The 23,752-nt window shown below is 63.7% G+C and carries 12 protein-coding genes; 4 read left to right on the forward strand and 8 right to left on the reverse strand.

Features of this window, described 5'->3' with window-relative positions; translation table 11 throughout:
• Window positions 1–33: 33 nt before the first annotated feature.
• The 4 genes from ABD837_RS11905 to ABD837_RS11920 form a co-directional block, all read right to left on the reverse strand.
• Entirely contained in the window at window positions 34–1,359 is a 1,326-nt protein-coding gene (locus ABD837_RS11905; RefSeq protein WP_345054561.1) for an alpha/beta fold hydrolase, read from the reverse strand.
• Between the two features lie 131 nt (window positions 1,360–1,490).
• Window positions 1,491–2,528: a M28 family peptidase gene (locus tag ABD837_RS11910; RefSeq protein ID WP_345054564.1), complete on the reverse strand. Its 1,038-nt coding sequence runs from the start codon at window positions 2,526–2,528 to the stop codon at window positions 1,491–1,493.
• Between the two features lie 108 nt (window positions 2,529–2,636).
• Complete coding sequence (gene cysS, locus ABD837_RS11915; RefSeq protein ID WP_345054566.1) at window positions 2,637–4,169, reverse strand: cysteine--tRNA ligase; 1,533 nt, start codon at window positions 4,167–4,169, stop codon at window positions 2,637–2,639.
• A gap of 460 nt (window positions 4,170–4,629) precedes the next feature.
• Window positions 4,630–5,787: an endonuclease/exonuclease/phosphatase family protein gene (locus tag ABD837_RS11920; protein ID WP_345054569.1), complete on the reverse strand. Its 1,158-nt coding sequence runs from the start codon at window positions 5,785–5,787 to the stop codon at window positions 4,630–4,632.
• A 155-nt stretch (window positions 5,788–5,942) separates the two neighbouring features.
• Between ABD837_RS11920 and ABD837_RS11925 the strand changes: the two genes are divergently transcribed.
• The 3 genes from ABD837_RS11925 (at window position 5,943) to ABD837_RS11935 (ending at window position 13,583) form a co-directional block, all read left to right on the forward strand.
• Window positions 5,943–9,458 (forward strand): DUF7948 domain-containing protein, encoded by a 3,516-nt coding sequence (locus ABD837_RS11925; RefSeq protein WP_345054572.1) that lies wholly within the window; start codon window positions 5,943–5,945, stop codon window positions 9,456–9,458.
• Between the two features lie 89 nt (window positions 9,459–9,547).
• Window positions 9,548–13,132 (forward strand): DUF7948 domain-containing protein, encoded by a 3,585-nt coding sequence (locus ABD837_RS11930; protein WP_345054575.1) that lies wholly within the window; start codon window positions 9,548–9,550, stop codon window positions 13,130–13,132.
• A gap of 100 nt (window positions 13,133–13,232) precedes the next feature.
• Window positions 13,233–13,583 carry a hypothetical protein gene (locus ABD837_RS11935; protein WP_345054578.1) on the forward strand — a complete coding sequence of 117 codons (351 nt, stop codon included), beginning with the start codon at window positions 13,233–13,235 and terminating at the stop codon, window positions 13,581–13,583.
• 114 nt (window positions 13,584–13,697) lie between these two features.
• Here the strand turns inward: ABD837_RS11935 and ABD837_RS11940 are convergent, their stop codons facing one another.
• From ABD837_RS11940 to ABD837_RS11950, 3 genes are all read right to left on the reverse strand, one after another.
• On the reverse strand, window positions 13,698–14,978 hold the full coding sequence (locus tag ABD837_RS11940; RefSeq protein WP_345054581.1) for a lipopolysaccharide biosynthesis protein: 1,281 nt from the start codon (window positions 14,976–14,978) through the stop codon (window positions 13,698–13,700).
• Between the two features lie 34 nt (window positions 14,979–15,012).
• Window positions 15,013–16,209 carry a glycosyltransferase gene (locus ABD837_RS11945; protein WP_345054583.1) on the reverse strand — a complete coding sequence of 399 codons (1,197 nt, stop codon included), beginning with the start codon at window positions 16,207–16,209 and terminating at the stop codon, window positions 15,013–15,015.
• 90 nt (window positions 16,210–16,299) lie between these two features.
• Window positions 16,300–18,789, reverse strand: coding sequence for a TonB-dependent receptor (locus tag ABD837_RS11950; protein ID WP_345054586.1), 2,490 nt, complete (start codon window positions 18,787–18,789; stop codon window positions 16,300–16,302).
• Between the two features lie 119 nt (window positions 18,790–18,908).
• On the opposite strand from ABD837_RS11950, the gene ABD837_RS11955 reads away from it, so the two are divergent.
• Complete coding sequence (locus tag ABD837_RS11955) at window positions 18,909–20,150, forward strand: carboxypeptidase-like regulatory domain-containing protein (RefSeq protein ID WP_345054588.1); 1,242 nt, start codon at window positions 18,909–18,911, stop codon at window positions 20,148–20,150.
• 100 nt (window positions 20,151–20,250) lie between these two features.
• Here ABD837_RS11955 and ABD837_RS11960 read toward each other — a convergent pair whose 3' ends face one another.
• Entirely contained in the window at window positions 20,251–23,601 is a 3,351-nt protein-coding gene (locus ABD837_RS11960) for a TonB-dependent receptor (RefSeq protein ID WP_345054591.1), read from the reverse strand.
• Window positions 23,602–23,752 lie beyond the last annotated feature (151 nt).

A 23,752-nucleotide genomic window follows, 5' to 3' on the forward strand; every position in this document is an offset into this window, starting at 1 on the left:
GCCCCTCGGACTAGCTCTGGGGGGCTTTTTGCTTTAAAGACGCGCCTGCAGAAATCCCAGCACGGCCGCGTTGAATGTAGCAGGGTCTTCGCGCGGTGCGTAATGCGTGAGGCCGGGGAAGATGCACAGCTGCCCATGCGGCAGGCTACTGGCAATCAGGCGGGTGTGGGCATCCTGAATGACGTCCTTCTCGCCGGCCAGCACCAGCGTGGGCGCCGTGATGCCGGTCAGGTCGGCGGCTTTGAGGCGGGGATAGTCGCGAAGTAATTTCAGCAACGGGCGCGCCTGCCGGGCCTGCTTATTTATTGGCCCCATGAAAGTGACGAGGCGGATGTCTTTGTTTACTTCCTTCAGCGTGGCGGCGGTTACGGCCAGTGTATCGGCCCAGAGGTTGGCACCCATGGTCACCAGCTTTTTCACCTGTTGCGGGTGGTGCATGGCCAGGCTGATGCCGGTGTTGCCGCCGTCGCTCCAGCCCACAACGTGGGCGGCCGGAATATGCAGGGCGGTGAGCAAGGCGCTTATATCGTCGGCAAACAGGTCGTAGGTGAGAGTCTGCCGGCCGTTGGTCGACTGGCCCTGGGCGCGGGTGTCCACGGCAATTACCTGGTAGTGCTTGGCGAGTTCCGGAATCTGGTTATTGAAGGCACTGATGGACTGACCATTGCCGTGCAACAAGAGCAAGGGCTCACCTTGCCCATAGGTTTCGTAGTAAAGCTTGACACCGTTTAGGGCCACGGTGTGGCCGGCGCAGGCATTGCGGCCGTAGTTCACCACGCCCGAGCCGGTTATCTCGAAGTAAGGATTGCCGGCATCGGTGGCTGTGCCGAAGCGGAAGCCAGTGGCCAGGGATAGGGGCCGCCAATTGTTGGGAAAGCCACTAGCACTGTCGGCGCGGGCGGCCGAGAAGTCGCCGTTGGGCACGGGCACGGCCTGCCAGCGGCCTTTAGCAGTTTCAACTTCAAGGCGAAAATCGTCGAAGCCGAAGGTGCCATTCAAAAATACCTGGCCCATGATGGCCAGCCGGGCGGCTCCGGCCGGAAGCTTGCCCTGGTGGCTGAAGGTGCGCCACTGGCCATCGCGCCGCCGGGCGCGCATGCGGCCAAAATTGGAGTCGGTTTTCAGGTAGTTGTCCTTCGCGCCGACCACTACCGAAAACACGTTGGCGTTGGCGCTGTCGCCATCGGGCGCGGTTAGCTTCATGCGGGCCGAAAGGCGGTACGCGTAGCCGGCAAAGGCTACGACATCAACACGCTGCCGAAAGAAAAAAGCCGTGCTGTTCGACGTTTTAAGCTTGGATTGGGCCAGTGCAGGCAACGTGAGCACCAGCAATAGCAGGCTGGAAAGGAAAAATTTCAACTGGAGAAAATGCGAAAGGTGAGCCTGAATTATACCAAAAGCGGCCGTCGGATTGTCCCGACGGCCACTTTTTAAAGTTCGAGTAAAACTGCGGGCAGCAAGAGCAAAGGCTGGGGCTACGGCTGGTTACGTTAGTTCACGAACAGCACTTGCGTCATCGTCTGGCCCACGGCTTTCAGCGTCTGGCGGTCGATGACGCTCATGTTGTCGGAAGTGGCGTGGTGGTAGGCCGGGAAGAAGTTGTCGGGTGAGTTGTAGTGGTAGATATCGATGGTGGGAATACCGGCCTTGTTCGTGTACACGTGGTCGTCGGTGATGCCGCCGGTGTTTTCGTACTGGAAGTAGTTGGAGTAGCCGAGCTGCGCGGCCACTCCCCAAATTTTATCGAGGGCAAAGGCGGCGCTGGCAACCGATGTTGCCTCGCGGGTGAACTTGCCGTTTTTTGCCCCCACCATGTCGAGCAGCACGCCGTACTCGGCCTTGTAGTTGGCGGGCAGCAGGTGCGTGCCCCAATACTGCGAGCCGAGGCACCACGAGTCGGTGGTGCCGCCTTCGAGCTGGTTCTTCACGTCTTTCTGAGTGGTTTCGTCGTGGCCCCAGTCCTCGGCGTCGAAGAAGATGAAGTCGACGCCCACGTTGGGCGCCTGGGCCTCGGGCAGCTGGCTGAGAATACGGGCCATTTCGAGGGCCACGGCCACGGCGCTGGCGCCGTCGGAAGCACCGTCCATGGGCTTGTTCTTCTTTTTGGGGTCGGGGTCGGCATCGGCAAAGGGCCGGGTGTCCCAGTGGCCGAAAACGGCCACCCGGCGCACCGCCTGCGGCTGGTACTGCGCAATGATGTTGCGGGCGTGGATGTTGGTGCCATCGAAGGTCATTGCCTCGAAGGGCTGTTCCATCACCTTCAGCTTATAGCTTTTGAGCTTCGCCACAATCCAGTTGCCGGTGGCAATGTGCGCCTTGGAGTTGGGCACGCGTGGCCCAAAGGCCACCTGTTTCGCCGTGAAGGCATAGGCCGAGTCGGCGTTGAACACCGGCGCTTGGGGTAGCGCAGGCGCGGCGGCCGGGACACTGCTTTCGGCCGTTTCGGTAGACTTTTTGTCGGGGCAGCCAGTGAGCAGCACAAGGCCGGCCAGGGCAGCGAGGGGAAGGCGGAAGGTTGCGAGTTTCATGCTGTAGGGGCGGGGCTTGTCCCCGCCCGGACGGTTGAACGATGATGGTGAACGAACTTCGGCCGTCGTTCCGCTAGCCGGGCGGGGGCAAGCCCCGCCCCTACATCTTTATTCCTCGCTGTAGGCCCACTCTACGCCGGCCTTGGTGTCTTTTATCACGATTCCCTGGGTTTTGAGGGCCCCGCGAATCTGGTCTACTTTGTCGTAGGCTTTGTCGGCTTTGGCTTCGGAGTAGAAGCCGAGGGTAAGCTCCAGCAGCTGTTCCACGTTGGCGCGGGGCTCGTCGCGCAGGCCCAGCACGTCCTGCACCAACACGCGGTAGGTGGCAGCAGCTTGGGCAAGGGTAGCGGGCCCCACTTCGGCCAGCGCGGCGGGGTTGGCGGCCAGCGTATTGAAGCGCTTCAGCAAATCGAACAAAGCCGCCAGGGCGCGGGGCGTGTTCAGGTCGTCGTCAAGAAATTCGGCCGGCTTGGCAGCCAGGGCCAGCAACTGCGCGGCTTCAGTTGTTAGTTGTTGGTTGTCCGTTGTCAGGATGTTTCCGCCCTCACTAACAACTGACAACAAATCACTAACAACTACTTTATCCAGCAGGCGCAGGCCGTTCATCAGTTTGCGGTAGCCTTTGCGGGCGGCTTGCAGGGCATCGTCGCTCACATCGACCGGCGAGCGGTAGTGGGCCTGCAGCAGGAAGAAGCGCACCACCATGGGCGAGTAGCCCGACACCAGCGGCCCGGTCGGCCCGAGGAACATGTCGCCGAGCAGCACGAAGTTGCCCAGGCTTTTGCTCATCTTGGTGCCGTTCACGGTTATCATGTTGTTGTGCATCCAGATGCGGGCCTCGTCGGTGTGCGAGTGGCTGCCCTGGCTCTGCGCGATTTCGCACTCGTGGTGCGGAAACATGAGGTCGAGGCCGCCGCCGTGGATGTCGCTCAGCTCGCCTAAGTACTTGCGGCTCATGGCCGAGCACTCGAGGTGCCAGCCGGGGAAGCCTTCGCCCCAGGGCGAGGGCCAGCGCATGATGTGCTCGGGCGACGCCTTTTTCCAGAGGGCAAAATCGAGTGGGCTGCGCTTTTCGCTCTGGCCTTCGAGGTTGGCGCGGGTGCCGGCCAGTTGGTCCTCGATGCTGCGGTTCGAGAGCTTGCCGTAGCGCTGGCCGCCTTCGTTGTATTTGGGCACGTCGAAATACACCGAGCCGTTCACCTCGTAGGCCAGGCCGTTGGCGATGATTTCCTCAATCACCTGAATCTGTTCGATGATGTGGCCGCTGGCCTGGGGCTCGATGTCGGGCGGCAGGCAGCCCAGGCCCAGCATGTGCTGGCGGTAGCGGTTGGTGAAGTGCTGGGCCACCTGCATGGGCTCGATGCGGGCAGCGCGGGCGGCCTTTTCCATCTTGTCTTCGCCGGTGTCAGCGTCGCTTTCGAGGTGGCCCACGTCGGTGATGTTGCGCACGTAGCGCACCTGGTGGCCCAGGTGGCGCAGGTAGCGCGTGAGCACGTCGAACACCACCGGGCCGCGGGCATTGCCCAAGTGGGCCTCGCTGTACACGGTGGGGCCGCACAGGTACACGCCCACCTGGGGCGGGTGCACGGGCTGGAATTCTTCTTTTTTGCGGGTAAGCGTGTTATAAAGCTGAAGCGACATGGTGCAAAAGTAGGGGATTTGAGAGCGCTGGGAAGCTCCTGAAATTTTGTCCCCGGGGAATAAAGCGGCTGGTGGCAAAGGCCGAGCAGGTCGGGCTAAAATCGCCAAACGGCCACCAGAAGTTTTCAACGGGTGGCCCGAAGCAGCCGAACGCCCAAAAAGAGCTTGGGCTGAGCGTTTAATGTCTTGTGCTGAGCATCCGGAGTGCTGGGCTGAGTGTCCGGAGGAGCCGGCGGATGGTGCGGAGGGCTGCGCTGAGCGTTTCGTCGGCTGCGCGGCAGGTTCGGAGGGGTTGGCAGGGCCAGCGAAGCCATTTGGCAGTTGGTAGAACGATGTATAGACGCGACCCTTCGCGTCTCGGCGTTGAACGGCTTGCCGCTTGCCCCAACATAAACAACATCAGCAAACGAAGTCCAGCGAAGCGAACGCCGAGACGCGAAGGGTCGCGTCTCTACATCGTTCAACGGTTCAACTGGTACAGCGCTTCCACCGGGTAGTGGTCGCTCCATTTTACTTCCTGGTGTACGCGGCAGCCCAGTACCTGCCACTCTTTGGAAGCAAACTGCTGGTCGATGCGCAGGAAAGGCAGCTGGCCGTGGTAGGTAGCGCCAACGCCCAGCCCGGCGGTGGCCCAGGAGTTCTGCATGTGGTCGGCCAGCTGGTCGTAGGTGTAGGAATAGGGCAGGTCGTTGAAGTCGCCAGCCAGCAGCACAGGATAGGGCGAGCGCAGTACCCGGGCCAGCACGGTATCGACCTGCGTGCCCCGGGCCACGGCCCCGTTGCGGAAGCGGCGCAGCAGGTTCGGCGCCTTTTGGCGGAGACCCGTGCGGCTTTCGGTGGCCTTCACGATGTCGCTTTCGGCCATGCTCATGCTCTGAAAATGCACGTTGAACACGCGGATGGTGTCCTTCGGGCGGGCCAGGTCGGCCCACATGGCGTGGTTCTGGGTGAGCTTGCCAAAGGGAATGGTGCCGCGCTGCACAATGGGAAAGCGCGAAAAGATGGCCATGCCGAACTCGGCCCCGATGCGGTTGGTGAGGCTGGTCGACACGAACGAATGCCGGCCACTGGCCCGGCCAATGGCCTCGTCGCTGCGAAACACTTTGCCGCCCTCGGGCGAGCCGCCGGGCTCGTTGTAATACTCCTGCAGGCAGAGCACGTCGGCCGGGCTGGTAGCCAACCAGTGAATGAAGTTTTTCGACGACGCATCGTCGGATTCGCGCAGCTCCGAATACACGTTGAAGATGCGGACATTGGCCGAGAGCAGCGAAACGGTACCCGCAGTGCCCACCTCAGACAAAAAAGTGGGATGCAAGCCTTGATTAGTGCGAACCGCTTGCTCGTAATTAGTTATCAACTGTGACGGATGTAACGCCAGCCCGCGCTGCACGTGCGGCCACGTGAACCCGAGGGCCAGCAGAGGCAACAGCGCTACCCGCCAGTTGCGCCGCAGCCAGTACAGGGCTAGCAGCGCGGTGCACACCAGCGCTACCGGCGTAGTAAGCGCCCCGAACGACGCCGGCCAGAAGGCCCGCGCCGGAATTTGCTCGCAGGCAATGGCCAACAGCAGCCAGGCCAGGGTGAGAAGGGTAAGCTTAAAGGCAAAAGAACGGCGCACGGCACAAACGAGGAGGTGCGGCAAAGGTAGGGCGAGCCCGGCGGCCATACCTTCGCTTGCACCCTCGCACGAATTTTGCGCAGCCGGCGTTCGGCCTGCGCCCCGGGCCCGGCACTGGGGTTATCCTTTCCTTTTTGCGTTCCCTTTCCTTTTGTATGACGCTACCTTTTCGCTTTGTTGGCCGGGCCTGGCGCCTGGCTTTGAGCCTGATGCTACCCGTGGCCGCGCAAGCCGCTTCGCCCGCGCCCGAGGGTAAAAGCCTGGAGTTTATCAGCAACCAGGGGCAGTGGGATGAGCACGTGCGCTACGCGGCGGCGCTGCCCAGCGGCCGCTTGTTTGTGCAGTCCACCGGCCTTACCTACGCCTTCTACGACCCCGCTTTTCTCGACCAGCACCACCACTCGGGCACTGCGGCCCCGGCGGCTCTGGTAGTTCCGGCTAAGGATGCAATTGCGGCCCACGCCTACTCCATCTTCTTTGAGAAAGCCAACTCCCGCGCCCGCCTTACGGCAACGGAAGCCACCCCCGGCGAGCGCAACTACTTCGTGGGCAGCGACGCCCGCCGCTGGGCCAGCCACGTGCGGGCCTACCGCCAGCTGCGCTACTCCAACCTGTGGCCAGGCATCGACCTGACGCTGTACGAAAACCAGTCCCAACGCCTGGAATACGACGTGCTCCTGGCTCCGCGCGCCAACCCGGCCCGCGTGGCCCTGCGCTACGACGGGGCCTCGGCCCTGGCCCTGGATGCCGCCGGCAACCTCGTCATCAAAACCAGCGTGAGCACCACAACTGAACTGGCCCCGCAGGCCTGGCAGTTTGATGCCGCCGGGCAGCGGCAAGCGGTAGCCTGCCGCTACGTGCTGGCTGGCCATACTGTGCGCTTTGCCTTGGGCAAGTACGACCCCAGCCGCGCCCTCACCATCGACCCAACGGTGCAGTTTTCGACCCTCACCGGCTCGAGAGCCGACAATTGGGGCTTCACGGCGACGTACGACAACGCGGGCAATATGTACTCGGGCGGCATTGCGTTCGACATTGGCTTCCCCACCACCGTGGGGGCGTTTCAAACATTCTTTGCCGGGTTGGCCGACATTGCCCTCATCAAATACAACACCACGGTGAGCGGCCCGGCGGCCCGGGTGTGGGCCACCTACCTGGGCGGCAACAACACCGAGTTTCCGCACAGCCTGGTGGTGAACGGGCAAAACGAGCTGGTGTTGCTGGGCAGCACCTCGAGCCGCGACTACCCCACCACGGCCGGGGCGGTGCAAAGCACTTTTCGGGGCGGCCCGGGGGTGGCCCCCTTCGGCTCCACGGCTTCGCTCTACTACATGGCCAACGGGTCGGACCTGATACTGACGCGCCTGCGAGCCGATGGCGGGGCGCTGCTGGCCAGCACCTACCTGGGTGGCACGGGCAGCGACGGCGTGATAAATGCCGGTTCGAGCGTGACGGCGAACTACGGCGACGCTTTCCGCAGCGACGTGCTGCTCGATGGGTCGGGCAACGTGTACGTGGCGGCCTCCACCGCCTCGTCTAACTTTCCGGGACTGGCCGGCGGCTTCGGGCCTACTTACAGCGGCGGGGCATCTGATGCCGTGGTGTGCAAGCTGAGCCCGGACCTGCGCACGGTGCTGTGGGCCGGCCTGCTGGGTGGCAACGGCCAGGACGCCGCGTTTTCCATTCAGCGCGACGGGCAGGGGCGGGTGTTTGTGTGCGGCGGCACCAGTTCGGTTAATTTTCCGGCTACGCCCGGCTCGCACCTCGCCACCGCTCCCGGAGGCGCCGCCGATGGCTTCGTGGCCCGCATCAGCGCCGACGGGCGCACATTGGAGCGCGCCACCTACTTGGGTACCAGCCTGCTCGACCTGGCGCAGCTGCTCCAGCTCGACGCTTCGGGCGGGGTATACGTGCTGGGCCAGTCGCTGGGCCTCTACCCAAACACTCCCGGGCTGGCGGGCAAGCCCGGCGGCCCGCAGTTTATTCAAAAGCTCGATTCTGACCTGGCAATTGCTCCGTTCAGCATCACCTTTGGCGGCGTCCCCGGTACCGCATTCAAACAGCCCAATATCGTACCCACTGCCTTTTTGGTCGACGATTGCGAGCGGGTGTACATCAGCGGCTGGGGGGGGACCGACAACAACGGCTACCTGGGCGGCACCACCACGGGCCTGCCTGTGACGCCAGGCGCAGTGCAGTCCGTTACGGACGGCTCGGACTTTTACCTGGCCCAGTTTGCGCCCGGACTGACCAAGCTGGAGTACGCCACTTTTTTTGGCGAGTACGGCGGCGTGGGCGAACACGTGGACGGCGGCACCTCGCGCTTCGACAAGCGCGGGGTGGTATACCAGGCCGTGTGCGCCAGCTGCCGGGGCACGCAGGGCTTTCCGCAGCCCCCCGGCGCGGGCACCTACACCATCCGCAACGGCAGCTCGAACTGCAACAACGGAGCCTTTAAAATGAACTTCGAACTCCTCCAAGCCGACCCCGGCCCGGCCCGCTTTGTGTGCCTGGATGGTGGCGCGGTAGCCTTGGGCGGCACCCCGGCCGGCGGCACTTGGAGCGGCCCCGGTGTGCAGGCCGTGGCGGGTGGCGGCTTCAGGTTTGTGCCCACGGCGGTGGGGCCGGGGCAATACATCATCAGCTATGCGGTGGCTACCACGGGTATTTGTGTGAGCACCCGCTACGTGCGCTACGTAGTGACCCCACCTGTGGTGCCCGCAATAGCTCCTGTACCAGACTTATGCACCACACAAGCTTCGGTGGCATTGGTTGCTACCCCGGTGGGCGGCTCTTTCAGCGGGCCAGGGGTGAGCAACGGGCGCTTCGACCCGGCGGCGGCCGGCGCGGGGCTGCACACGCTCACCTACAACGTGGTCGACTCGATGGGTTGCGGCGTCACGACTCGGCAGGTGCGGGTGGTGCGCCCGCCCGCAGTGTATGCCGGCCGCGACAGCACGCTGTGCGCCGACCTGCAGCGGCCCTTCCAACTGCTGGGCGCCACCCCGGCCGGCGGCACCTGGAGCGGCACAGGCGTTACGGCCGCAGGCTTTTTCAGCCCGCCCAATACCAACAATCGGGGCGGCGTGTACGTCCTCACCTATACCGTGCGCGATGGTCCCTGCCAGTCTTCGGCCACCCGCACGGTGGTGCTGGCACCGGTGTCGGCTCAAGACGTGGGCCTGAACCTGCCGGTGTGCAACAGCCACCCCGAGTATGCCGGCCTCGCGCCCTTCAAGGCCACGCTCACGCCGGTACTGTTGGCCCCCAAAGCCACCTACGAATGGGACTTCGGCGATGGCAGCCAGGTGAGCATAGAGCCCACACCGACGCACCTGTACGCACAGCCGGGCTTGTACCGCATCCGCCTCACGGCCCGCTATGGCAACTGCCAGGCACTCACCGGGTTTTCACCGATTGAAGTGGGCGAGGTAAAGCTTCCCAACATCATTACCCCCAACCGCGACTCGCTCAACGACACGTTTAAGCCCCGCTTTAGCTGCCAGCCTACCTCGCTGGAAGTGTACTCGCGCTGGGGCCAACGCGTATATCAGTCCGACGATTACCACAACGACTGGGATGCCCGAAATCTACCCGACGGCATTTACTACTTCCTGCTGCGTGATGCCGACGGCCGCCGCCAGAAAAGCTGGCTCGAAGTGCGGCGCTAGCACCGACCAGGCATTGTAGTGCCTTCCAGAAGGCTGTTATCAGAAAATGTTAGTACTGCCATTCCGATAGTCTATCCTTCCCCGCGCCTATGAAGCCACTGCTACTCGCCGCCGTTACCCTGCTGGCCGGCCCTGCCGTTGCCCAAACGCCGCCCCCGCCGGTGCCGGCCGGCGCTACGCTGGAATTTGTGGCCAACCAGGGCCAGTGGGCCGCACCGGTACGCTACGCTGCCGAACTACCCAGCGGCCGTCTGTTTGTCGAAGCCGACGGCCTCACCCTGGCCCTGCTCGCCGATGGCGGCCCGGGCCAGCGCAACCACCGGGGGCCGTCCGGCAACCAAGCCAGCACCGAGCATGCCCCCCTGCGCGGCCATGCCCTCACGCTGCGCTTTGCCGGCGCCGGGCCGGCGGCCATTGCCCCGGAAACCCGCACCGCCGAGCACCGCAGCTACTTCCTTGGCAACGACCCCGCCCACTGGGCCGCCGATGTGCCCGCCTACCGTGCCCTGCGCTACGACGGCCTGTGGCCCGGCGTGAGCGCCCGCCTCTACGAAAACAAGGAGCAGCAGCTGGAATACGACTTCGTGCTCGCCCCTGGCGCGGACGCCACTGCTATTGGCCTGCGCCACGAAGGAGCCGATGCCCTGGTCCTCGACGAGACTGGCAACCTCGTGGTTAAGACCAGCGTGGGCACCGTGGTAGAGCACGCGCCTCAAGCCTGGCAAACCAATGCCGCGGGTGGCCGCGAGCCCGTGCGCTGCCGCTACGTGCTCACCGACAACACCGTGCGCTTCGGTCTGGGTAACTACGACCACGGCCGCACCCTCGTCATCGACCCGGTGGTGGTGTTTGCCAGCTACACGGGCTCGGCGGCCAACAACTGGGGCTTCACGGCCACCTACGACCCGGCCGGCAACCTGTATTCGGGCGGCATTGCGTTTGAGGTAGGCTACCCCACCACACCGGGGGCATTTCAAACGTCGTTCAACGCGCTGGTCGATATTGCCATCATCAAATTCGACACCCACGTGAGCGGGCCGCCGGCGCGGGTGTGGGCCACCTACCTGGGCGGCGATGATGCCGATTTTCCGGCCAGTCTGGTGGCGAATAGCCGGGGCGAACTGCTGGTGCTGGGCACTTCGGGCTCGGACGATTTTCCCGTGACGGCCCGCGCGGCGCAGCCCACCTATGCCGGCGGCACTCCCGCCGACCCCTTCGGCTACGGTGCTCCCTACAACCTGCCCCACGGCTCGGACCTAGTGATTACGCGTCTCAACGCCACCGGCACTGGTCTTGTTGGCTCCACTTACCTGGGCGGCACCGGCAACGAGGGCCTGCTGCCGCTCGACCCCGTGCTCTCGGCCCAGAGTTCGACCCTGCAGCTGGCCCATAACTACGGTGACCCTTTCCGGGGCGATATTTTCGTGGATGCAGCCGACAACGTTTACCTGGCTTCGAGCACCACGTCGCGCGACTTTCCGGTAGCTGGAGGGCTGGGCCGCAGCTACGGTGGCGGCACTTCCGATGCCTTGTTGGTCGAGCTCACCCCCAGCCTTGATGCGGTGCACTGGGCCAGCTACCTGGGCGGCAGCGGGGCCGATGCGGCCTACTCGCTGCAGGTGGAGCCCGGCACTGGCGAGGTGTATGTGGCCGGCGGTACCACCAGCGCCAATTTCCCGACCACGGCGGGCACTACGCAGCCCACCCGGCCCGGCGACGTGGACGGCTTTGTGGCGCGCGTTGCAGCCGGCGGCACCACTTTGCGGCGGGCCACCTACGTGGGCACGGCGGCCTACGACCAAGCCTTTTTCCTGCAGCTGGGCACCGATGGCGGCGTGTACCTGCTGGGCCAGACGCGCGGCGACTTTCTGGTTACGCCCGGCCTGTACACCACGCTCAAGGGCACGCAGTTTATTCAAAAGCTCGACGCCACCCTAGCCCAGGTGCAGCTCTCAACGGTGTTTGGCAGCAGCCTGCCGGCGAACAATGGCCTGGTCAACCTCGACCCCACCGCCTTCCTCGTCGACCGTTGCGACCGGGTGTATGTGTGCGGCTGGGGCGGCCAGGTGAACGGGCGAACCTCGCCCACCGGCGCAGCTATGTGGCCCTACCTCAACGGCAACGGTACCACTGATGGCCTGCCCGTAACCAGCAACGCAGCTCAGTCCACCACCGATGGCTCGGACTTTTACCTGGCCCAGTTCTCGGCCGGCCTCACCCGCCTCGACTACGCCACTTACTACGGCGACACGACGCCCGGCACCGAAGGCGAGCACGTCGACGGCGGCACCTCGCGCTTCGACCCGCGCGGCATTGTGTACGAAGCAGTGTGCTCGTGCTTTTCAAGCTCGGGCTTCCCTATTCCGCCCGGGGCCAACACGTACTCGACCGTAAATGGCAGCAGCTACCCGGGCTACGCGGCCAACTGCAACAACGCGGCCTTCGTGCTCGATTTTCGACCCGAAATAGCCGACGCGGGCGCCGACCAGAACGTGTGCGCCAACGCGGGCCCACAGGCGCTGGCCGGCAACCCTACCGGCGGCATCTGGACCGGGCCAGGCGTGAGCGGTGGGCCGGGGAGCTACGTGTTTACGCCCTCGGCGGCGCTGGTGGGCGTGCAAACCCTCACCTACACCGTGCCCAGCACCGGGCTGTGCACCACCACGGGCACGCGCCGCATTACGGTGGTAGCCCCGCCGACGGTGGTGTTTACGCCGCTGCTGCAGCGCACGTACTGTGTATCGGTACCCAACGCACCCGTGCTGCTGACAGCTACGCCGGCGGGCGGCACGTTCAGCGGGCCCGGGGTGAGCGGCAGTGCGGCAACCGGCTATATTTTCACACCTACGCTACCGGTGGGCACCTATCAACTGGCTTACGCGGTAACGGTAGGCATCTGCACCGTGCAAACCAGCCAGTCCGTGGTGATTGCGCCGCTGCCAACCTCTGCCTTGGCGGCCGATACCACCGTCTGCTTTGGCAGTGCGCCGGTGGCGCTGCGTGGCAGCCCGGCAGGGGGCATCTTCAGCGGGCCGGGGGTGAGTGGCAGCGTGGCTACAGGCTTCAGCTTTGCTGCGCCGCAGGGCCAGGCGGGGCCGTTTACCGTCAGCTACCGCTACACGAGTGCGGCGGGCTGCACCAGCCTGGCCGCTACCCGGCGCTTTGCGGTCACGAACCCGCCAGCGCTGCGCCCCTCCTGGGCCCCGACCTCGTGCCCCGAAACCCAGCTGGCGCCCCTGACGGTGCAGTTTTCGCTGGGCAGCCCCACTTCCCCGCTGGTACCCATTTGGGATTTTGGCGACGGCACACAATTGGCCGATACCAACCCGGTGCATACCTACGCCACTCCTGGCACCTACCTGCCCCGCCTGCGGGCGCGCTACTTCCAGGGCCTCTGCGAAACGGTAGTGGAACTGGCTCCTGTCACAGTGCTGGAGCGTAAAGTCCCCAACATCATCACTCCCAATGGCGATGCCCAGAACCAGACCTTTAAGCTGGGCCCTGACTGCCCTCCCCACCTGCAGGTGTTCTCGCGCTGGGGCCAACTTGTGTTCGACAGCCCCGCCTACCACGACGAATGGAGCGCCCCCGGCCAGCCCGACGGCGTGTACTACTACCTCCTCACCTACCCCGACGGCCAGCGCCTGAAGGGCTGGGTGGAGGTGCGACGCTAAAGCGGCCATTGACTCCGAAGCCGCACGGGGCGACGTAGTGGCCGGCCTGGTGAATGCGGTTTGTCAAGAAATCGCCCTTGGGCCCGATTACTTTTATGTAATGAACTGGACCAACTTTCTGGGCCGCTGGTGGCGCCGCCCTCTACCCGCGCCGCGCTTGTTTACCGACCCACTGGACTACGCTTTGGCTATTAGCCTGCCAGGCTTTGCCCGAAGCAAATCTACCGGGCCTGCTCAGGCTGCTTTTCCAACTCTATCAGTTGCCCAAGAGGTTGACGTGGCCCGGCAGATGGCGGAATTGCAGGAACTGGCCACCACCCTGGGCCAGCAGGTAAACCGCCAGGATATTACCCAGAACGACGCCTACGACCAAATCTGGCAGGCTTACCCGCAACTCGACCGCGCCAATCTGGGCTCCCTGTTGTGGCAGGCTTTCATTGGTACCCGCTGAGCCCGGGTGCTGCTGCACTTTCCGCCAGCCAATTGCCTGGCCGCGCGATATTTACCAGGCCGGTGCTTTCCTCCAAGCTGATGAGGTAGTGCCACTGCAGCAGTAGTCGTCGCATTATTTCACCGCATCGCGTCGCGGGGTGACTGCTTTGGTCATCAGCCACCTCACATCAGCCCAACCCGGCAACAAATCGGCCCAGACAGCCCCGATGGCGCGACGGTAATGGCCGAATAGATAGAGCGTGGAGGTCGTGTAGGCCAGCGTCATGCTCAGAGCCGCTCCCTCGATGCCCAAGCGCGGCACCAGCAGCAGGCAGCCGGGCACCGTGAGGGCCAGGCCCAGCAGCGTGGCGCGGTTGTTCACGCTGTAGCGGCCCACCCCCGCGAAGTACGTACTGGCCTGCATGCCGGCCCCATTCAGCAGAATGCCCGGAGCCAGGGCCAGAATCACACCGTGCGCGGCCCCGAATTCGGGACCAAAAATTGCAGCCAGCCACCCGGCCGGTACCGCGGCCAGCGCCAGCACCGCGCCGGCTGTGGCCAGCAGCGTGAGGCGGCTGCCGTGCAAGGCCGCATGGGTTTGCCCGTGCTTGTCGGCCGCGTTCACCAGCGCAACGTATTGAATAAGAGCGGTACTGCGTGGTACCAGCCAGATGGCTTCGGCCAGCGCCACGCCCACCGAGAGCACGCCCAGTGCCGCCGGCCCGGCCAGCGCTGCCACCGCGTAGTAGCTGAAACGGTAGTTGGCAAAGGCCAGCAGGTTACTGAGATGCGCGCCCCGACTGTGGCGCGCGAGCTCGCGGGCGCCGGCCCGGCCCCGGCGCGGGCTGGCCGCCCAGGCATCGGGCAACCGCAGCAGCAGCACTGTACTGATAAGCCAGGGCAACCCATAGGCGAGGTAGTTGGCGTAGTAATAGGCCTCGATGCGCAGCCAGTGCGCGCCCGCATAGGCCACTGCCAGGGCCAGGGCCAGCAACGCCGCCTGGGCAGTAGTGAGCAGATTATAGGTTTGTTCACGCTGCCGCCCCAATAGCAGCAGCACGTTGATGGATAGCAGCACTTGCACCAGCGTCACGGCGGCCAAGTGCAGCCCGTAGGCCATGCCCACCGGCCGCAGCAAGGTGATGACGGCTGCCCCCAACAAGCTCACGGCCGTGCCCCAGGCGTAGGCCGGCCGCAACAGCAGCCACACGTTGCGGCGCGGCACCAGGTATATCAATGACGAACCGCCCACCAGCCCGGCCAGCAGCGCCAGCCCCGACACATCGGTCAGAAACAGGCTGACCTGCCCGCGCCCGGCCGCGCCCAGGTAGCGCGCCGTGAGCCACACCACCGCAAAGCTCAGCCCCGCTGTAAGGACCCGCGCCGTGAAATGCCGAAGAATGCGCTGAAGCATGAAGGGGAAATTTGGGAGCGCAAGAACGCCAGATTCAAGTCGCGCCGTCTAGCACCTGCTGGTACAACTTCCCGAATGCAAGTCCTACGGCTGCTTCGCTGAATTCGGCCAGTGCCCGCGCCCGCATGGCTTCGGGCGCGGGCGGAGCAGCGAACGTAGCCAGTATAGCCTCCGCCAGTTCGGTTTCGTCGCCGGCCGTTACCAAGCGGCCATAGCGGCCGTCGGCGGGGAGCAGTTCGGGCACGCCGCCCACATGGGTGGCTACGGCAGGCAACCCGCTGGCCTGCGCCTCAATCAGCACACACGGCAGGTTCTCCACGTTTGAAAAAAGCACAAAGCAGGCAGCTGCTCGCATTTCTGTCGCTACCTGAGCATGAGTCAGCTTGCCCAGGAAGGTTACGGTGCCATCGGCTAGTAGGCCCAGCGTAGCCGCCTGCTGGCGCACCAAGGCCTCATCGGGGCCATAGCCTCCGATGCGAAGCCGCAATTCTGGCATCTGTGTGCGCAAACCTGCCACCGTGCGCAACAGCCCCGTCAAATTCTTGGCCGCCTCGTTGAAAGCAGCAGTGTGCAGTAGCTCGAAGCCAGAACTACGCCGCACCGGCGGAGGATAAAACAGGTCGGTGTCGACTACGTTGGGAATATAAGCAGTTCGCGCATTCTGTATTCCTAACGCAGCAAGCGCATTAGCCAAGTTGCGCGACACCGTGTGCACCGCCGCCGCCCGGCGCACCACCGCCCGCGTCAGCACCAGCCGCCACCAGCCGATACCACCGGCCCGCTCCGGCAAATACAGCGTCCAGTGCTCGGTGATGATGAATGGAATGCTCCGCACCGCCCGCAACACCCAGGCAAATAGGCCCGTGCGCAGCAGCACATGCACGTGTACCAGGTCGGGCCGCTGGCCGCCCCAATGCAGCCGCAGCCGCCGGTAACCGTGCAGCAGGCACCAGAAATACAGTAGCAGCTTCAGCGGTTTATCCAGCAGCGGCAGGCCCGTGGGCGTGGCGCGGTAGTAGTAGCGCAGCGTGGGTACGGGGCCACTGAAATCCTCGTCCGCCTCCACCAAACCCGGCAGTGGGCCACGCGCCACGGCGGCAAACAGCACCGCGCTATCCACGCCACCGTGGGCCGCGATGGCCGCCACGTGCCGGGCCACGAAGTCGCCGTCCTGGTCGTCGTAGCGGTGCGGGTACCACTTAGGCAGGTGCAAAACGCGGGACCTTTTCACCGGGGTCATCAAAATACTTTGCTGGGGCAACGGCGCACAAGGTACGGGTGTGGATTCGACCCAGCTACTGCCCAAACGTAAAGCATCTCCCTAACGCGTAGGCTGTGGCTGTACCACTAGCTCAGTAGTGCCGCTCAGGGGCAGGCCCTGCGTGCCTAAGCCTTCTCCTACCACCCGAAAGCGGCCAACGGCATCCGAGGTATAGAACGACAGTTGGGCCTGCCCGGTCGCGTCGGTTTGCACCATGGGGGCCCAGTAAAGCGTGGTGAAGCGCGGGTCGGGCAGGGCCGTGGAAGCAGCTGCCTCGTAGCGCGGCGCGTAGAACTCGCGCGCCCGGTAGTAGCCCGGCACCTGCATTGACAGCAGGCCGGTGCGGGCCGCCGCAAAGGCGTCCTTGGGGTCGGTGTCATACACCAAACCCACCTTGCGCGAATGCACTGCGATAACGCCGCCGGCGCCCTGGGTACCGAACAGCCCGGCCCCGTTTTGCGTCATCACATCAATGGACTCGGTGTCGCTGATTGGAAAGGCAGCAAAATCACTGGCCGACACGACAGTACCATCAATCAGGTACAGCGCCTCAACTAGGAAATTATTTTTGGCCGCATTACCGCCCATTGACATGATGTTGCGGATGTTGACGTGCCCACCCGACACCGTGACTCCCGCCAGGCGTCCCTGCAGGTAGTCGGCTACCGTTTGGCTATTGCCGTTTTTAGCCAGCTCGCCCACTTGCAGCACCTTGGCGTTGCCCAGCGAATAAGGCCGCGCAATCCCATCATCGGTTTTGGTTCGGTTGCCGAGCACCTTCACCGTACTCAGCGCAATGGTCGAGTGTGCGAGGCTCTTTTCGGCAGTGTGCTGCTGCTGGCTGGCATGTACGTAGGCAGCCAGTGCCGAAGAACCGGCCGGGCTCGTGAGCAGCGCCGCGGACAGCATAGCCCCAATGGGCGGGGGGCCCAGCACCCGAATCAGTAGCTCGCGCTCGCCCTTCAAGGGCTGGGCGCGCACCATTACCTGGGTTGTATCCAGGCCGTCGAGGCCCCGGAACCGGAAGCGCCCGCTGGCATCGGCGGGCATCTCGGCCTGGCGGGCGGGGTTGGTTTGCAAATAGGCCACGGTACGCACGGCGGGTTGCCGGGCCGCCGTCAACACCTGCCCGCTCACCGTCAGGGCCTGCTCTGGCAGAAATTCGGGCTTGGCCAATGTATTAGCCAGCAGCTCTTTCCACACAAAGCGACGCCACCCTTGGGTGAGCAGCAAATCGTTGAGTGCCTGGCGAATTTCCGGAGTTTGTGGCTCACGGAAATAATAGCCGGGCGCTTCAACGGGCCCGCTCAGGTCGGAGCTCAGCAACAGATGCGAGACAATGGTGGGTCCGTCATCGGCCACGGAAGCGGCGCTGACGGCCACCGAAAACTGCCCGGCAATGGGCTGGCCGGTGGCGTCGGTGGCCTTCAGGCGCAGTTGCACGGCCTCGCGCGGGCCGTAGGCCGTTTTGTTTGGGGTAAGAGTCAGCCGTACTCCGGGTGGATTAGGCACAAAAACCAGCCGTTCGCACTCCGCCGTTCCCTTCTCATCGAACAAGGTAAGGTGCGCAAGCCCCGGCTGAAACTTCGCCTTGGGCAGCCGCACGGCCACGGGCGCAGCCCCCGCACCGGGCACGGCCACCGCGAAGCTCACCTGCCCGCGCACCTGGGCCAGCAGCATGGCCGGTCCCGCTGGTGCCGCGCCGGGCGCTGCGTGCCGCCGTATGGTTACCAGGAAGTCGGTTTCGGTTTCGCTCACGCGCAGCGCGTAGCCGGTGGGTTGGCTGGCGGGCAGGGCGTACTCAGTTCGCACCGAGCCCGGCCCGGCCACCACCGCCCGGTAGTGCTGGCCTGGGGCCGGGGCCAGCCGGAAAGTACCCATGCCCAAATGACGGCTGCGGAATTGCGTCAGCTCCCGCCCCTGCCCATCGAGCACTACTCCCTGCGCTTCCGCCCCGTGCCCCTGGCTGTCAACGGCGCGAAAGGCGACTTCGCTTTCTATTCCATCAACCAGGCTGCCGCCTTCGGGAAAGAACTGCAGGTCGGTTTTCGTAGCGGGGAGCGGGCCGGCGGGCAGTTTGCCGCGCGCATCGAGCACTGCCAGGGGCCGGCTGAAGAAAAATGCGGGGCCGGCATTGCGCATCCAGCTGGTGTAGGCCCGGAGCTGGTAGGTGCCGGCGGGCAATGTGTCGGGCAGAACGATATCGCCGGGGGCTACGCCGGCCTGCAGGCGCAGGGTACGCTGGGCGACAATGCGGCGCTCGGGCGACACCAACTCCACGTACAGGATTTTGCTCAGCGTATCGGGCCGGTGCGAGTCGGCTTCGGCCAGGTAGGCCTTAAACCAGACCGTTTCGCCGCTGGCGTAGCAGGGCCGGTCGAGGTGCAGGTAGGCTTTTTCGGGCAGGGTCGTAGCGTAAAAGCCCAGCAGGCTTTTCACGATGCGCCGGAAAGGATTTTCTTCCGGCGGCAGCCGAAAGGCAGCAACGGAGAGCAAGCCGGCGATAATTGCCAGACTACCCAATGGGCGGTTCAATTTGGAAAAGGCCATTTTTTGCAAGGGTAGAATTAGCAGTGTAAAAGTAGCAGCCTTCTTTAAGCAGCCTGCCAGGTTCCTGAAACGCACTTCATATTGTATCATTGCTTTCTTTCCACCTTCTACTCAGAGCCATGATTCTGAAGCGCTTTCCTTTTGCTACCGGTAGCCTTGTGCTGGCTATGCTCCTGCTGCACCTGTCTGCCTGGGGCCAAATCAGGCTCGATGGCCAGGTGCGCGACGCCCGCACGCAGCAGCCCCTGCCTTTTGCCACGGTGTTTCTGGCCAACACCACCTACGGCACCACCACCGACTCGACCGGCCATTTTGCATTGGCTGGCCTGCCGGCCGGGCAATACGAGTTCATGGTGTCCTACGTGGGTTACGACCTCTATAAAAAACTACTCGACCTGCGCCAGTCGGTCACCTTCACACCCAGTCTCCAGCCCGCCGCTCATCTGGATGAAGTAGTGGTTCGACCGGCTGAAAACCGGCCGGCCGACTACCGGCGTTTCGTGCGACAGTTCCTGGGCGGCAGCGCTTTGTCGGAGCATTGCCGTATCGAAAACCCCGCCGACGTGGCCGTATTCATCGACCAGCGCCGCCACGAGCTGGTGGCCGTGGCCCCGCGGCACTTGTCGGTTATCAATCAGGCCCTGGGCTACCGCATCACCTATCACCACTTCGATTTCCGGGTCGACTACGCCAGCCAACGCATCACGTTTACGGCGGCGCCGGTGTTCGAAGAGTTGAAAAGCACTGATGCCCAGCAGCAGCAGCGCTGGGAGGCAAGCCGGCGCAAAGCCTACGCCGGCTCGCTGCCGCATTTCCTGCGCAGTGTGCGCGAAGACCGGCTCGCGCAGGAAGGGTTTCGGGTAGAGGCAATGGTCCTCGCGCTCAACTCGGGCCCCACGCAACAACGGATAAAGCAAGCCGGCGATTCGCTGGCTGCCGTTCTCACCCCTACCCCCGGCATCGTGGCCCTCGTGTACCAGCAGCCCTTGAGCGCCGCGCAAATAAGCAAGGCTGCGGCCGGCCAGGTGAAACTTGAAACCCCTTTCGACCTGCGCGTCACCTATCAGAACGAGCTGCCAGACGGCCAATATGCGGCCCGCATACTACAAGCCCGCATCAGCGAGTCGCGGGCCGCAGCCAAAAGCCAGTGGCCGGCAAGCCGGGCAGAAGTCGGACTGGGCCGGCCACCCTATGAGCCCGTGTTGGAAGTGTCGGAGCTGCACTTGCTGGGCCCGGCTGCCGTCATTCAGCCCAACGGCTACCTGGCCAACCCTATGAGCGTGAAAGTAGATGGCTACTGGGCTTTCGAAAGAGTAGGCGAAGCCCTGCCGCTCGACTATGTTCCCTCCCTGACTCGCTAGCGCCAGCGGGGCAATATCCGACGCAGTCGGTAAAAACAAAGCCCGCCCCTGCAAAGGGCGGGCTTTGTGCTGAATACAGGAATTAGCGTCAACCTGTTAGTTAGAACGAGTAGCGCAGACCCAGCTGCCCCTGCCAGCGCGAGGCCAGCTGGTCGACCGAGTACGTGGCCGGTGTGCCGTAGGTGTAGGTAGGCCGGTTGAACACTGAGGTGTAGCTACCCGAGAGGTTGCCCGCGCCATCGGCGTAGGCGGCGGCCTGCGTGAGACCCGTGCCCAGCGTCGAGTTGAAGGTGTTGGGCACGAAGTACTGGCGGCCCCAGCTCTTGTTTAGCAGGTTGCCCACGTTGATGAGGTCCAGCGAAATCTGGAGCGTGTGGCCACCTGAAGTCGTTACGCTAGCCGCGTTGGGCTCCAGGTTGCCGAGCTTGGCTTCCACCATGAAGCGCACATCGGCCTGGTTGTTCCAGGGGGTGCGGCCGGCGTTGCGCTCAGCATACTTGCCGCGGCGGGTGCTCAGGTACGAGTCGCCATCCACGAAGCGGCTGAAGGCGTTGTACTGCGCGCCGCTGGCATCCACGGCGAAGCCGCTGGGGTTAGTAGTGGTTTTGGGCACGGCCGTTACGAATGTGATGTCGCTCGGGCCGCTCGGGATGTAGGCCAGCTGCACGTTCTGCTGGCCGTTGCCGAGCAGGTTGTTGTTGTACACCCAGGTGTAGGGCGAGCCGCTGGCGTAGGTTAGCACCGAGGTGAAGTAGCCCGTGAAGCGCTGGGCGAATGTTTTATGCAGGTTAAGCGAGGCCACCACGCGATGGCGCAGGTCGAAGTTGGAGAAGGCCACGGCTGGGTCGTTCACGTTCAGGGCCGGGTTCAGCTCCCAGTTGCTCTGGGGCGAGTTCCGGATGCCGTTGCTGATGTCGTAGCTGCGGCCGTAGGTGTAGGCCACCGAGGCATCAATCAGGTTGTTAATCGTTTGGCCCACCGAGCCGGTCAGCTGGTAGCGGTAGCCTTTCTGGGTATTGGTCAGGAAGAAGGCGTTCGAGAAGCCGTTGTTCACCTTGCTGCCGAATGCGGCGGCCGTGTAGCGTGGGCTTTCGGTCGGGCCCTGGCCCAGGTACGTCACGTTGTCGGCCAGGTTGATGTTCTCGAACTTCACGTCCTGCAAAGTCTTCGTGTAGAGGCCTTCCACCGAGAAGCGCGTGCCGGTTTTCAGCTTGTAGTCGAGCGCCAGCGACGAGCGCCACACCTGCGGCATCTTGAAGTCGTTGTCAATCAGGTTCACTTCGGTGGTGCCGGCCTTCAGGTTGGCGGGGTTGTAAGCCGCGCTGGCCAGCTGGCTGTAAATCTTGTTCGGGTCCGAGTTCAGGGTATAAACGGTGCCGGCGCCGCCATTCGTCGCCCGGATGTTGTTCACGTCGACCGAGTTGAAGTTTACGCCGTTGTTGTAGTAGGCGTAGCCGAACCAGGCAAACGGCACCCGGCCCGTGAACACGCCCGTGCCGCCGCGCAGCACCAGCGAGCCGTCGCCCTTCGCGTCGTAGTTGAAGCCCAGGCGCGGCGAAATCTGCACCTGGCCCAGGTAGTTGTTGTCGAGGTCTTTCCAGGCCGTGTGCGAGTAGGTCTGGCCGAGGGTGTTGGCATCGTTCTGCGGGTTGTTCACCAGGCCGGTATTCAGGGCGGGCTTGGTGGGCAGCGAAGCAATATCGAAACGCACGCCGGGCGTAATTTTCAGCTTGTCGTTCACGTTCCACTCGTCCTGCAGGTAGGCGCTGAAGAAGTTGATGTTGAACGCCGCCGACGGGTTGTTGAAGTTGTTGGCGTAGGAATTGTCGGTGTTGTTGTAAGTGCCGCGAATGCGGTTGGGCTTGTCGGCCATAAAGTCGGCCACGTTATTGTACTCGACACGGCCGTTCCAGGAGTTGATAAAGCCGTAGTCGATGTGGTACAGCTCGTTGTGCGTACCCAGCGTGAGGGCGTGGGCGCCCTTATAAAAGGTGAAGTTGTCGGTGATTTCGAACGTCTTCTGGCGGGTATTGAAGATGCTGGCCTCGCGGTCCGAGCCCAGCAGCACCTGGTTCGAGCCCACGTAGCCTTTGCTGGCGTCGGTGCCCACGTTGTTAATCTGCACGGCCGGAAACAGCGTGCTCTGGCCGCCCAGCAGGTCGCGGAAGTCGTGGATATTGGTGTAGCCCAGAATCAGGTTGTTGGCAAACTGGCTGCTGAAGTTGCTCTTCACCTCCAGCACCGTCGAGTTCTGCACGTTGTTCTGGTTGAAGTCCTGCGAACCAAACTTGAACAGGCTGCCCGAACGCTCCAGGTTGGTCGCCGTCGAGGTGATGAAGTTGTGGCGCAGCGCAATGCTGGTTTTGTCGCTCAGGTTCCAGTCGAGGCGGGCAAACACTTTGTTCGAATTCGCGTGGATGTTGTAGTCGCCGTACTCGCCCACGTTGTAGCCGTAGCTGTTCTGCAGCTTGCTCGAAATCTGCTGGGCCAGGTCCGTGGTCACCGGCGAGCCGGCCGTGCCCGCGCCGTAAAACTGCGGCTCTTGGCGGCGGGCAATTTCGGCGTTCGTAAAGAAGAACAGCTTGTTCTTGATAATCGGCCCGCCCACCCGGAAACCGGTCTGGTAGTCGTGGTACTCCGAGCCAATCTTACTGCGGTTTTCGTCGATGCTGCGGCCGGTCACGTTCTGGTTGCGGCCGTAACCATACACCGAGCCGTGGAAGTCGTTGGTGCCCGAGCGCGTCACGGCGTTAATGGAGCCGCCCGTGAAGTTGCCCAGCTTCACATCAAACGGCGCCACCGACGCCTGAATTTCCTGAATGGCATCGAGCGAAATAGGGTTGGCGCGGGCCGAGCCGCCGGGCAGGCCGCTGGTACCGCTCTGCCCGCCCAGCGAGGGCGAAAAACCGATGGCATCGTTGTTCACGGCTCCATCGAGGGTAATGTTGTTGTAGCGGAAGCTCGAACCGGCAAACGAGTTGCCCGAGTTGCGCGGGTCGAGGCGCGTGAAGTCCTGGATGCTGCGCGAAATGGTGGGCAGCTGCTGCAGGGCTTCGCGGCCCACGGTGGTGCCGGCCCCGGTTTTGGTGGCCTGGGTGTTGCCCACCACCACTACTTCGTTCAGCTGCTGGGCTTCGGTGGCCAGCACAAAGTTCAGCTTGGTGCTGTTGCCCAGCGTCAGGTACACGCCGCTCACGGTCTGCTCCTTAAAGCCCACGTAAGTTACGGTTACCTCATAAGGCCCGCCGGGGGCCAGGTTCGGAATCGTGAAACGACCGTCGGGCTCGGTACCGGTGCCGCGCTTGGTGCCGGTGGGCAGGTTGGTGGCCACCACCGTCACGCCAATCAGCTCTTCGCCCTTATCGGAGGTCACCTTGCCGGTCAGGGCCGAGGTCGTTACCTGCGCCCAGCTGGCGGGCAAGCCGGCCAGTAGCAGCACAAGCAGGAGCAAAACATGAGTAAAGCGAGTACGCACAAACATAAATTGAGAGGGTTGATTGCGGGTGCAAAGGTCTGGCCCCTCAACGGCGGCCCAGCCTTCAGGGGCGTTGCCGAATTGTTGTATTTCAATCTGTTGTATAACATTTGCGTAACACCTGCCT

Origin of the sequence: Hymenobacter glaciei, assembly GCF_039539585.1 — a bacterium.
Lineage (GTDB): Bacteria > Bacteroidota > Bacteroidia > Cytophagales > Hymenobacteraceae > Hymenobacter > Hymenobacter glaciei.